The following is a 12395-nucleotide window of genomic DNA, read 5'->3' on the forward strand; positions in this document are numbered from 1 at the left end:
GACCCGTGATCGACCGTCACGACCCGCACACCGGACTGCACAGCGAGCAGGGCGCGCTGCGCGGCGAGCACCCCGGCCGCGCCCCCGACCCGATCATCAAGGTGCACGACCTGGCCTGGCTGGAATTCCAGAAGCCCGACCTGGAACGGGCCGAGATCTTCGCCCACGCCTTCGGCTTCACCACCGTCCTGCGCACCCATGACCAACTCCAGCTGCGCGGCACCGACCCGGGCTCACCCTGCGTGCTCATCCACCGCGGTCCGCGCTCCCGGTTCGTCGGCCCGGCGTTCCGGGCCGCCGACTCCCAGGACGTGATGCGCCTGGCGGACGCGACCCGGCGACCGGTCACCCGACTGCCCGTGGTCCTCGGCGGCACCACCGTGGACCTCATCGACCCCAGCGGATGCCAGGTGCGGGTGGTCTCCGACACCGACGAACTGCCCGCGCTGCCCGGACAACACCCACTGACGCTCAATCTCGGGCACGACGCACCCCGCATCAACACCACCCAGCGGCCGCCCCGCCAGCCAGTGTCCATCCAGCGTCTCGGCCACGTCGTGCTGCAAACCACCAAGTACCTCGAGACCCTGAACTGGTACCTGGGCCACCTGGGGCTGATCGTCAGCGATTTCCTCTACTACGCCGACCAGCGCGCACGCGGGCCGGTCATGAGCTTCATCCGCTGCGACCGCGGCGCCACCCCGACCGACCACCACACCCTGGCCCTGACGCTGGGTCCGAGCAACCGTTACGTGCACTCCGCCTACCAGGTCGCCGACCTCGACTCGCTGGCCGCCGGCGGCGAGTACCTGCGCGACCACGGCTACCACCGCTCCTGGGGCATCGGCCGGCACATCCAGGGCAGCCAGATCTTCGACTACTGGCGCGATCCCGACGACTTCCTGGTCGAGCACTTCACCGACGGCGACCTGTTCGACAACACCCTCGAACCCGGCTGGGCGCCGATGACCGCCTCCGGTCTGGCCCAGTGGGGACCACCGGCCACAAAGGACTTCCTGGGCGTCAAACCCGGCCGGGAATCCGCCCGCGAACTTCGCGAACTGCTCACCGCGCTGCGCGCGGACAACGAATTCGACCTGGACCGCCTGCGCGGCCTGATGAAAGTAGCCACGTCATGACCACCTCCGTGCTGCGCACCGCCGACGCCTGGTGGGTGCACACACCCGCCGGCGCGTTCCGCATCGACACCGCGGCCACCACGACCGCGGCACTGCTGGCCGATCGGCCGGCTGTCGACGCCGCCACCGCCGGGGACCCCGTGCCGGTCGACGATCTCGCCCTGGTCTCCCCGGTCACCACGCCGTGCCGGGTGGTCGCCCAGATGACCAACTTCGTCTCCCACGTCACCGACACCAACGGCGACCCCACCACCGTGCCGCTGACGTTCTTCCGCAAGTCCTCCGGCTCGATCAGCGGGCCGACCGACGACATCGTCAAACCGGCGCACGTGCGGCTGCTCGACTACGAGGTCGAGATCGGTCTGGTGATCGGCAGGGAGATCCCGACCGGCACCACGATCACGGAAGACAACCTGGCCGAGCACATCGCGGGTCTTGTCGTCACCGACGACGTCTCCGCCCGCGACATCCAGCTGCCACAGACCCAGTTCTACGAAGCCAAGTCGTACCCGAGCTTCACCCCGACCGGCCCGGCGCTGGTCCTGCTGGACGCCGACGAGCTCAAGCGCTTCACCGACCTGCGGCTGACGCTTCGGGTCAACGGCGAACCCCGGCAGAACATGACCGCCGCCGACATGATCTACCAGCCGCTCCAGGCCCTGCAGGCCCTGTCCCGGTTCCAGCGTCTCGATCCCGGCGACCTGGTGCTCACCGGAACTCCCGTCGGCACCGCGTTGAGCGCACCGCCGAAGCCCGTCGAGATCATCGCGTCACTGCTGCCGCCCGCGGTCAAGTGGAAGCTGTTCTTCTCGGGCCAGGCCAAGAATCCGAAGTACCTGCGCGACGGGGACATCGTCGAGGCACGGGTGGCCACCGACGACGGCGCCATCGACCTGGGCGCCCAGCGCACCGTCGTGCGGGAGGACCGGTGACCGACACGACGATCCCGGTCGTTGTCGTCGGCGCCGGGCCGACCGGACTCACCGCCGCGACGCTGCTCGCCCAGCGCGGCATCGAATGCCTGGTGCTGGACCGCTGGGAGTCGGTCTACCCGCAACCCCGCGCGGTCGCGCTGGACGACGAGGTCTACCGCATCCTCGGCCGGCTCGGCGTGGCCGCGGACTTCGCCGCGATCTCCTGGCCCTGCAAGGGACTGCGGCTGGTGGACCGAAGCATGCGCGTGCTGGCCGAGTTCCGCCGCGACGGCAGCCACGGCCGGCACGGCTACCCCGAGGAGAGCCTGTTCGACCAGCCCGAGCTGGAGGCGATCCTGCGCGCGAACCTGCGGCGCCACCCCGAAGCCGTCCTGCGCGGCGGCGTGGAGGTCACCGGCATCGCCCAGCATGACGACGGCGTGCGGGTCGCGGTCACCGACACCGCCACCGGCGAACGCGAGACCCTCCACGCGCGGTACGTGCTCGGCTGCGACGGCGCCAACAGCCTGACCCGCACTGCCATCGGCGCCACCATGCAGGACCTCAAGTTCACCCAGCGCTGGCTGGTCGTCGACATCGCCACCGACGCCGAACTCGGCGAATGGGAGGGCGTGCACCAGTTCTGCGACCCGGCCCGCGCCGGGACCTACATGCGGGTCGGCAAGACCCGTTACCGCTGGGAATTCCGGCTGCTGCCCGGAGAAACCGCCGACGACTACCGCGACCTGCCCCGACTGCACCCACTGATCAACCCCTGGACCAAGGACATCCCCGTCGACCAGCTGGACATCGTCCGCATCACGGACTACACCTTCCGGGCGCAGCTGGCCGACCGATGGCGCGACCGGCGCGTGTTCCTGCTCGGCGACGCCGCCCATCTCACCCCGCCGTTCATCGGCCAGGGCATGGGCGCCGGCCTGCGCGACGCCGCCAACCTGGCGTGGAAGGTCGCCGGGGTGCTGGACGGCGCCCTGCCCGAATCCGCGTTGGACACCTATGAGATCGAGCGCAGACCACACGCCCGCGCGATGATCCGGCTGGCCAAGCTGGTCGGCGCCGTGATGACCGAAGGCGGCAACGTCGGCGACGCCGTCCGCCGGGTGGTCGCGCCGCGGGCGCACCTCGTGCCCGGCCTGGCCAAGCGGGTCATGGACAGCCGCACCCCCGCCCTGCACCGCTCCCAGTTGGTGCTGCGGCCCCGACTGGGGCCCTCGCTGGCCGGCACGCTATGCCCGAACGCGGCGCTGGGTGACGGGCGCCGGTTGGATGACGTGGCCGCCGGCCGGTTCGCGTTCGTCACCGCAGGCGAGCTCACCGCCCAGCACCGCGCCGACCTGGAACGGCGTGGGGTCGCCATCATCCCGGTCCACCCTGGCCACCCACTGCACGGTTGGCTGGCCGCCGGTCACGCCCATGCTGCGCTCGTCCGTCCGGACGGGACGGTCATGCACGCCCTGCCCGCCTCTGGCGCCGGGTCGACGACGCCCCGCCGGGCCAAGCGACCACTCGCCATCTGACTCAAACCCTTCACCTGGGAAAGGAATATCCGGTGCATACCACTCATGCCGCGCGGATCACCGAACAGCTGCGACTTCCGGAGGAGTTTCGAGGCCCGACCGAGCACGTGGGGGCGGTGACGGGCGGCGCCGTCAACGTGAGCCTGACGATGTTGCACCATCCCGCGCTCGCGCAGCGCTACCACGCCTTCGGCATCGGCTTCATCGCCGACGGCGTGTTGCCCGCGCGGGACCGCGAACTGATCATTCTGCGTACGTCCTGGCGGTGCGCGAGCGAGTACGAATGGGCCCACCACACCCGGATCGGCCTGGAGTGCGGCCTGACCGAGGCGGCGATCCGCCGCGTCACCGAAGGCGAACTCGACGGGTGGGACGCCCGCGACGCCGAACTCCTATCCATTGTGGACAGTGTGGTGCTCGACCACACCCTGGACGACCGGCAATGGGTCGCCCTGTCCACGCGGTACGGCACCGCAGGCGCCATCGAGACGGTGATGCTGGCCGGCCACTACGCCATGCTGGCCGGGCTGCTCAACAGCGCCGGCACCCGCGTCGAACCGGGCATGACCGCACTCGTCCCTCTCCACGCGCGGCACGTTTGACCATCGGCACATCCGCTCCTCAGGCCGGGACATCGGGCTCGCCTCGGTCGTCGCTCTGTTGACCACCAGATCGACCGCATGATCGCCGAACTGGTCAATGCCCGCGACGTGCTGGACGACGTGATCGACGCCGCCTGCGACGGGAACGATGGCGGCACTCCCATGATGTGAGCGGCCTGGGCACCGCCGGTTGGCTCTGCCAGTCTCGTGGCCGACAAGGACCGTGGCGTGCACGCCGAGGCCGACCGCGTGCACGTGATCAACCACGAGGGCAAGCACTTCAAGGTGCGCGGACCGCTGAACGTGCCCCGCTCGCCCCAGGGACATCCGCTGCTGGTGCAGGCCGGATCGTCGGAGGACGGCCGGGACTTCGCGGCCCGGCACGCGGAGGCGGTGTTCACGGCGCAGCAGACCCTGGACGAGGGCAACGGTTTCTACACCGACCTGAAGGACCGGGCCGCGCGGCTCGGACGCGACCCCGAGCAGGTCCTGATCCTGCCCGGCATTGTGCCGGTCATCGGCGACACCGAGGAAGAAGCCCGCGAACTGGACGCCGCCGCCGCGACCCTGAGCCACCTTACCGGCGGCCGCGGCGATTGACCGGGCATGTGAGCGCGGCGCGGATGCCGCCGGTGCCCGTGGGCCCGGCGCCGAGGGCACGGCACACCTCTTGGGCGCAGGCTGGGCCGTCGCGGTGTGCATGCGGTGAGGATCTGAACGCCCTCTGCCACCGTTGCGCAGGAACGAGTCTGCCCCGTCGAGTGGCACTCGACGGGGCAGAGGGAATCGGAATCCGGAGTCAGCGGTGCAGCGATGTGCCCAGCACGTACTGCGCGTAGGCGACCGCGGTGTCCAGAATGATCCGCTGCGGACGACCGGTCCAGGGCTCGATGCGTCCATAGCCGGTCATCGGGGTGTTGTCGCGAGTTCCCTGCGGCTGGTTCAACAACCTGTTGAAGGCCCCGCTCAACTGGCCCCAGCTGTTCTCCTGGTCGGCGTATTCGCCCGGCAGGTACAGCGTGTTGTTGCCGTTCATGGCCAGCGCGATCTCGTCCCGCAGCGGCCGGAAGCGGGCCGCTTCGGAGATGAACTGGGTCATCATCAGCACGCCGCGAGCCATGTCACGGTCATTGCCGGCGTTCCACAGGTCCCAGACCGCCCCGTTGACGGTGCCCCGATCGATCGGCAGGCCGGCGCGCTGCTGGCCCGCCCAGCCCTCGAGGTTCACGTAGCTCTCCCCGAACCGGGTTTGCCATTCCCCGCGGCTGGCACCGTCGGAGGGACCCGCAACGGCGCGATCCCCCAGGTAGTTGTAGGTGCCCTGGCCCGTCCACCAGCCGACGATGTACAGGTCGGAGCGCCGCAGCTGAAGGCGGACGAAGTTGGGGTTGCCCCACATGTGGATGTCGACCCGGATGAAGTCGGCCATGCCCGCGGCCCGGTCGGCCGGCCAGTTGCCGGTGTGGTCCACCTGGTAGCCGGAACCAGCGCCCGGGACCGAGGTTGATCCGCCGTCGTTGACCCGGTTTCGGATGTCGTTGATGAAGTTGATGTAGTCGCCGCCGTTGTTGGACCCGAGGTAGTAGGTGGGGTTGCCGTCCTCGGCGTGCGCGCTCGGCGCGCTGCCGAGCGGACCGAGCAGCCCGGCCACCGCCGCGAGTGCCAGTGCGATCGCGGCCGCCGCGATGGTGGCGGGGCGTCGGCGTCGACGGCCGTCGCGGTGTGCCGTGCCCGCGTCCTGACGGTGTGCCGGTATCTGTTCGGAAACGTTCATGACAGTGGTAGTTGGCATGCCTGTGACCTCGCGTTGCTCGGGGTGTTGTGCACCAGACGTCGTCGGCCTGCGCCAGAGCGTGCGGCCACCTGCCGTCGGTGGCTGCGACGGCGGGTTTCGTCTCTGGAAGCGTCCGGGAATGGTGCTTGTGGACGACACCGACGATGCAGGTCCGCGATACGCCGAAACAATGGGGGACGCATTGAGTGGGTAGCCGGCGCAATAAGATGGGTATGGCCGACGACGCCGGACCAACCAGCGACTCGCCGGCCACCGCGCGTGACCGACCGAGGGCAGGGTGTCCGCAAAGGACGGTGATGGGGTGGCAGCCCAGCAGGAAGTTCCAGGGCTCGGCCGGGGCTTCGCGTTCGTCGGCCGCCGCCGTGAACTCGACCTGCTGCTGGCCGCCGTCCGTCAGCCACCGGCGGTCGTCATGGTCGAGGGCGACGCCGGCATGGGCAAGTCCCGCCTGGTACGTGAGGCCACCGCGATCCTGAAGACGGAGGGCTGGCGGGTGGCGACGGGCTTCTGTCACCCGCTGCGCGAGCCCCTGCCGTACGGGCCGGTGGTGGACGCGCTCAGCCGGATCGGGCCGTGGCTGCCGGACGCGCTGCCGCCGACGGCCGGCGCGCTGGCCCCGCTGCTGCCGGACCTGGCCGACCGCCTGCCGCCCGCGCCGTCCACACCGGAGGGGCCGGGCGCGGCGCGCCATCAGCTGGTCCGGGCCGTGCGGTCGGTGCTGGCGGCGGTCGGCCGGGTGGTGCTGGTCATCGAGGATGCGCACTGGGTAGACGACGCCACCCGTGAGCTGCTGCTCATGCTGGCCCGCGACCTGCCCGAGCAGTTCGCGCTGGTCCTCACCTACCGGGCCGAGGACCTCTCGCACGGGTCGGTGGTGCTGGGTGCGGCCTACCGTCCGCCGCCCGGCGCCAGCGGCACGGTGATCCGACTGTCGCCGTTGACCGAGACCGACGTGGCCGACCTGGCCGCTGCCGCGCTCGGCGCGCAGGCCACGCCCGAGCTGTGCGCGGTGCTGCACAGCCGCAGCGAGGGCCTGCCGCTGGTCGCTGAGGAAGACCTGATCACGTTGCGGGACCAGGCACGCCGGGACGTGGGGGACTTGGAGCGGGCCGAGGTGCCCAGCGGCCTGCGGGAAGCGGTCACCGAGCGGATGACCGCGCTGTCGCCGCCCGGGGCGGCGGTCGTGGACGCGGCGGCCGTGCTGGCCGTGCCGGCCACCGAGGCGCTGCTTGCCGCGGTCGCCGGATTGGACGGCGATGCGGCCGCCGACGGACTGATCGATGCGCTGCGGGCGGCGGTGCTGCGCGAGACCGAAACCGGCAAGTACGCCTTCCGTCACGTGCTAGCCCAGCAGGTCGCCTACCGGCACATCCCCGGGCCGCGCCGGACCCGCCTGCACCAGCGGGCCATCGAGGCGCTCCAGACCCAGGATCCGGTGCCGCTGGTGCAGATCGCGCACCACACGCTGGCCACCGGCGACCAGCGGGGCTGGCTCGACCGTATCGAGCAGGCCGCCGACCAAGCTGTCGCGCTGGGCGACGCCGGCACCGCGGCCACCCTGCTGCACCAGATCCTGGAACGGTCCGATGTGGACGGTGAGCGGCGGTCCCGAACCGCGCTGGCGCTGGCCCGGATCGTCAACTACGGCGTCGAGTATGCCGTGACCGTCCGCGAACTGCGGGCCGTGCTGGCCGATCCGAAGCTGTCGGACGCCACCCGAGGCGAGATCCGCCTGGGGCTCGGTCTGCTCATGCTCAACGTCGGCGCCGACCCGGCCGGTTTCCGCGAGCTCGAGCACGCCGTCGACGAGCTGGCCACGCTCCCGCACAAGGCCGCGCGGGCGATGCTCGCGCTGGCCCTCAACGACCGGGACGGCGCCGCCGCGCACGCCTGGGACTGGCTCGGCCGGGCCGAGCGCGCCGCGCGGGGCAGCGCCGACGAAGAGAGCCGGATGGCGACGCGGGCGGTCCGCCTCACCCTGATGGTCCGGGACGGCGATCCGGCCGTCTGGCCGCTGGTGGACCGGATGCCGCGCCGAGCCGAGAATAGCGTCGCACTGAACCTGACCTTTTTCGCCCTGGGCAACGTCAGTGCGACGGCGATCGAGATCGGCCACGACCGGCGGGCCCGCGCCCTGGTGGACGACATGGAGAGCCTGGTCGACGGCGTGGACCGCCGGCCGTTCGAGTGTGTCATTCGCACCACGGAGCTCCGCATCAAGTGGCTGGCCGGCCGCTGGACCGGTCTGGACGGCGAGTATGCGGCCCTTGGTCGTGCCTACGCCGATGTCCGGCAGGTCGAGATCGACCGCCTGCTGTGCCAGGGGCGCCTTGCCCTCGCCCAGGGCCGGTGCTCCCAGGCCCTCGGCCACTTCGCGGCCGCGGCGACGCGTGGAAGTGACGCGACAGCCCAGAGCTTGGAAATCGCCGCCGCCCTCACCATGGCCAGGCTCACCCAGCGCGACCCCCAGGCTGCCTGGACAACTGTCGAGCCCGCGTTGGCGATGCTGCGTGGGCTGAGCTGCTGGGCTCGGACCGGGGGGCTGCTGCCGGTCGCGGTCGAGGCCGCGTTGGCCTGTGGACACCCCGCGGCGGCCGAACAACTCGCGGCGGAGGCCGAGGCCGACCTGAGCGACCGCGACGCGCCGGCCGCCATGGCCGAGCTGGCGCTGGCCCGGGGTCTGCTGCGACGCGCCACCGAGCCGGCACGGGCCGCGGAGCACTTCGCCGAGGCGCAGCAGAGGTGGCAGGACATCGGCCGCCCCTACGAAGTAGCCAAGGCCGCTGAACGCCGTGGTGAGGCCCTGACCAGCGTGTGTCCCGAGGACGCGGCGTCACACCTGGCCGACGCCGTGCGCGGTTTCACCGAGCTGGGCGCGACCGGTGACGCCGCACGCTGCCACCAACGTCTGCGCGAACTCGGTGCCGAGGCGTTGCGGCGACCGGGACGCCGTGGCTATGGAAGCGAGCTGTCGCCCCGGGAACTGGAGGTCGCCGAGTTGCTCGCCGGCGGCGCCACCAACCAGGACATCGCCCAGACCCTGTTCCTGTCCCCACGGACCGTCGAGAAGCACGTGGCCCGCGTCCTGACGAAACTGGGCACCGAGCGCAAAGACATCCACGGCGGCCGGTCGAACTCGGACAGTCACGGGTCCGTCGAACGTGCCTGATAGGGCGTTCTGTGGGTTTCGGGTAGTTCGTTGTCGCTCAATGGCGTGGTGTTCCGGCTGGTGGTGGCTGTGCGTGTTGAAAACTCCATCCACGCAGGTCGGTACTCATATACGACCATGCGAGACAACGCTGGGCGGCGTGTAGCGCCACAGTCCCACAGATCAGCGGCTCCCCCCCAATAGCTTGACGGGCCGGCGTGTCCTGCCGGGGGCACCAGCAGCATTCACACCAACGTTGACCTGCAGGTTCGCAGGTCCAGCATCCTCCTGGCGCGGCGGCGCTTCAAGTGGCGCTTGTTCCGCGACCGCTACAAAGGCGCCTATACCGTCCCCGGGAAGCGTGAGCTCAATCATCGCGTTGTCCGTTTCGTAGGCGACGTGGACCCGGAGCTTGGTCAGCTCATACAGCCGAGCGCGCAGGTCAGGCGGCAGTCGGTCGAGGTTCATCGCCAAGTGCGGGAGCAGCTAGACGACCGAGAGCTCGTCGGATGTGGGAGCACTTGGCGACTCGGATTCGCTCTGGTCGAGAGCGGTGATCTGGTCCAGCACCTGCTGGTGGTCGGCGATCAGCGTGTTGTAGCGCTCGCGAAGCCCTCGAGTGAAGGGGTCCGTTGGGTCAGCGTTCTCGGCCTGGCTCAGCAGGTTGTCCTGCCGGCGTAGGAGACCGGCCGCCCGCTTCTCGAAGGTTCCGTTGTGTGCCACTACCTTCGTCTCCACCCTCGCATCAGGTCGAGCAGGGCGCTGGGCAGCGGCCCGGCGTGGGACAGATCGACGACGAGCTCCCGGACGTCCACGGCCGGCGGTGCCGAACCACCGGCCGGCAGTGGACACCGCGGTCTACAGCAGCAGGTCGAACAGCGCGAACACCTGTTCCCACTCGGCGGTACGCGGGTTCTTCACGGACGGGGCGACGAGCGGGAACGCGTGCGCCAGAGCCACGCTGAGTCCGCCGGCGATGTCCGGCAACCGGTCCCTCGCGTCGGCGCTGATGGTCTGGTGCAACGGCGGCGGCAGCGCGATCACCTGCGCCAGCATCGGCGCCACGTCCAGTTCCTCATCCAGCTTGCGGAACTCGCGCACGCATTCCTGAAGGCCCTTGGTGATCGGCAGGTCGGCCGGCTCGATCACGTCCCGGCCGTTCGCCTTCGCGGTCACGCCGGCCGCCACGAACAGGTCGTGCACGTTCCGGTCCAGGAAGTCCTCATACCGCTTGAGATCGCTCTTGTCCATGTGCAGCCCAGCGGCCGCGCGAAAGAACCGCTCGAAGCGGGTCACGCTGAAAACCGGCATCAGTCCTCCTCGAAGAGATGGTCGTGCACCATCCGCACCGCCGTCGCGCCCTCGCCCGCCGCGGCGGACACCCGCTTGACCGACCCACGGCGCACGTCGCCGACGGCGAACACGCCGGGCCGGGTCGTCTCCAACGCAAGCGGTCGCCGTGGCACCTGCCGCCACACGTCGTCATCCCGATGGCCATCCGCGTCCGGGCCGGTGAGCACGAATCCGTCCGGATCGAGGGCGACCGCGCCGGCCAGCCACGCGGTGTGCGGGCGGGCGCCGATGAACACGAACAACACCTGGGTGGGCAGGACGTGCCGTTCGCCTGTGGTGGTGTTCTCGACGACGAGCTCCCGCAGGTCCTCGTCTCCCACCACGTCCCGCACCTCTGTGTGCGTCAGCACCGCGATCCGTGGATGACGAGTCACCTGATCGACGAGGTAGCGGGACATGTTGTCCCCGAGGTCGCCACCGCGTACCAGGAGGTGGACCTGGGCCGACTCGTGCGCCAGGAACACCGCGGCCTGCCCGGCCGAGTTGCCGCCGCCGACGACGGAGACCGGCGCGGTGCGGCAGGTCCGGGCCTCGTGCGCGGTCGCCGCGTAGTACACGCAGGTCCCTTCGTAGCGTTCGATGCCCGGCACCGGCAGTCGCCGGTAGCGCACGCCGGTGGCGATCACCACCGCGCGGGCGGTGAGTTCCGTGCCGTCGTCGAGGCCGACGAGGTGATGGCCCCCGCACGGACGAAGAGTCAGCGCCTCCGCGGGCACCGTGATCCGTCCGCCGAACTTGTCCGCCTGGATGGTGGACCGCTCCGCCAGCTCCGCGCCCGAAATTCCGGACGGGAAGCCGAGGTAGTTCTCGATCCTGGAGGTGGTGCCGGCCTGTCCACCGGTGGCGGTGCCCTCCACCGAGGTGACCGTCAGCCCGTCCGAGGCGCCGTAGACGATCGTGGCCAGTCCCGCCGGACCGGCGCCGATCACGAGCAGGTCGGACAGGTCGGACCGTGGCTGCGGTCGGCGCAGTCCCATCCTCCTGGCCAGTTCCGCATTGCTGGGGTTGCGCAGCAGGTCCGCGCCGTCCAGGACGACCACCGGGGTCTCGTCCGGCGGCACGCCGAACCGGGTGAGCAACGTCTCCGCCTGGGCATCCTTCTCCACGTCCAGATACCGGTGCGGCAGCCGGTTGCGGGCGGCGAACTCCAGCAGTCGCCGGGTGTCCGGCGAGAAACATGAGCCGATGATCCGCAGGCCGGCGCCGTGCCCGATCAGCAGCGACCGTCGGATCAGGTAGGCGCGCAGGATCTCCTCGCCGAGCGCCGGATCGCCGAGCACCACCGGCCGCAGCGAGTCCAGCGGCACGGCGAGAACCTCGCCCGGCTGCGCGACGACCGCGCCGACGAAGGCCGGTTGTCCTTCCAGCAGACCGACTTCGCCGAGGAAGCGGCGGGGGCCGTGCACCTGCACGATGCGCTGCCGTGCGCCGACACCCTCGACGACGGCGACCATTCCGGCCAGCACCACGTAGAAGTCGCCGGCCGGCGCACCCTGCTCGTACAGCCGGTCGCCGACCCTCGTCGGCCGTACGGAGCCGAGTCGGGCCAGAGTCTTGATCTGCTCGTCGGTCAGTCGGGGGAATGCGCCGTCCGGGTCCGGCGTCTCCAGCAGCGGCTGCCCCACGGGGGCGGTCACACGAAGGCCTGGTCGACGTAGCACCATCGCCAGTTCTCACCCGGTTCGAACGACTCGACGATCGGATGGCCGACCGCGTGCGCGTGCTGGCTGGCGTGCCGCATCGGCGACGAGTCGCAGCAGCCGACGTGCCCGCACGTCAGGCACAGCCGCAGATGCAGCCACGATGTGCCGCCTGCCAGGCATTCCTCGCAGCCCTGAGGGGTGCGGGGCAGCACGTTCCGCACATACATCAGATGCGGATCCACGATCGCGGTCATCGCCACTCC

11 protein-coding genes are annotated in these 12395 nt (G+C 70.6%); 6 read left to right on the top strand and 5 right to left on the bottom strand.

The window, feature by feature from the left end:
• The first annotated feature begins 5 nt into the window (after window positions 1-5).
• From BCF44_RS16760 to BCF44_RS16780, 5 genes are all read left to right on the top strand, one after another.
• The gene (locus BCF44_RS16760; protein ID WP_116175211.1) at window positions 6-1139 is read left to right on the top strand and encodes a VOC family protein; all 1134 of its coding nucleotides are present in this window, start codon (window positions 6-8) and stop codon (window positions 1137-1139) included.
• A complete protein-coding gene (locus tag BCF44_RS16765; RefSeq protein ID WP_116175212.1) occupies window positions 1136-2071 on the top strand; it encodes a fumarylacetoacetate hydrolase family protein in 936 nt (311 codons plus the stop codon). Before BCF44_RS16760 ends, BCF44_RS16765 begins: the two co-directional genes overlap by 4 nt.
• On the top strand, window positions 2068-3591 hold the full coding sequence (mhpA, locus tag BCF44_RS16770; RefSeq protein ID WP_116175213.1) for a bifunctional 3-(3-hydroxy-phenyl)propionate/3-hydroxycinnamic acid hydroxylase MhpA: 1524 nt from the start codon (window positions 2068-2070) through the stop codon (window positions 3589-3591). Before BCF44_RS16765 ends, mhpA begins: the two co-directional genes overlap by 4 nt.
• Before the next feature lie 32 nt (window positions 3592-3623).
• Window positions 3624-4193 carry a carboxymuconolactone decarboxylase family protein gene (locus BCF44_RS16775; RefSeq protein ID WP_116175214.1) on the top strand — a complete coding sequence of 190 codons (570 nt, stop codon included), beginning with the start codon at window positions 3624-3626 and terminating at the stop codon, window positions 4191-4193.
• A gap of 207 nt (window positions 4194-4400) precedes the next feature.
• Window positions 4401-4793, top strand: coding sequence for an LLM class flavin-dependent oxidoreductase (locus tag BCF44_RS16780; protein WP_116175215.1), 393 nt, complete (start codon window positions 4401-4403; stop codon window positions 4791-4793).
• A 199-nt stretch (window positions 4794-4992) separates the two neighbouring features.
• Here the strand turns inward: BCF44_RS16780 and BCF44_RS16785 are convergent, their stop codons facing one another.
• Window positions 4993-5967 (bottom strand): ribosome-inactivating family protein, encoded by a 975-nt coding sequence (locus BCF44_RS16785; RefSeq protein ID WP_170217574.1) that lies wholly within the window; start codon window positions 5965-5967, stop codon window positions 4993-4995.
• A gap of 322 nt (window positions 5968-6289) precedes the next feature.
• Between BCF44_RS16785 and BCF44_RS16790 the strand changes: the two genes are divergently transcribed.
• Entirely contained in the window at window positions 6290-9157 is a 2868-nt protein-coding gene (locus BCF44_RS16790) for an ATP-binding protein (RefSeq protein WP_116175217.1), read from the top strand.
• Window positions 9158-9622: 465 nt separating this feature from the next.
• Here the strand turns inward: BCF44_RS16790 and BCF44_RS16795 are convergent, their stop codons facing one another.
• From BCF44_RS16795 to BCF44_RS16810, 4 genes are all read right to left on the bottom strand, one after another.
• The gene (locus BCF44_RS16795) at window positions 9623-9859 is read right to left on the bottom strand and encodes a hypothetical protein (protein WP_116175218.1); all 237 of its coding nucleotides are present in this window, start codon (window positions 9857-9859) and stop codon (window positions 9623-9625) included.
• A 135-nt stretch (window positions 9860-9994) separates the two neighbouring features.
• Entirely contained in the window at window positions 9995-10447 is a 453-nt protein-coding gene (locus BCF44_RS16800; RefSeq protein ID WP_116175219.1) for a DUF1931 family protein, read from the bottom strand.
• The gene (locus tag BCF44_RS16805) at window positions 10447-12126 is read right to left on the bottom strand and encodes an FAD-dependent oxidoreductase (RefSeq protein ID WP_246015159.1); all 1680 of its coding nucleotides are present in this window, start codon (window positions 12124-12126) and stop codon (window positions 10447-10449) included. Before BCF44_RS16805 ends, BCF44_RS16800 begins: the two co-directional genes overlap by 1 nt.
• Window positions 12123-12386, bottom strand: a complete 264-nt coding sequence (locus BCF44_RS16810; RefSeq protein WP_116175498.1) for a UBP-type zinc finger domain-containing protein — start codon at window positions 12384-12386, stop codon at window positions 12123-12125. Before BCF44_RS16810 ends, BCF44_RS16805 begins: the two co-directional genes overlap by 4 nt.
• Window positions 12387-12395: the final 9 nt, after the last annotated feature.

Origin of the sequence: Kutzneria buriramensis, from assembly GCF_003387475.1 — a bacterium.
Taxonomy (GTDB): domain Bacteria; phylum Actinomycetota; class Actinomycetes; order Mycobacteriales; family Pseudonocardiaceae; genus Kutzneria; species Kutzneria buriramensis.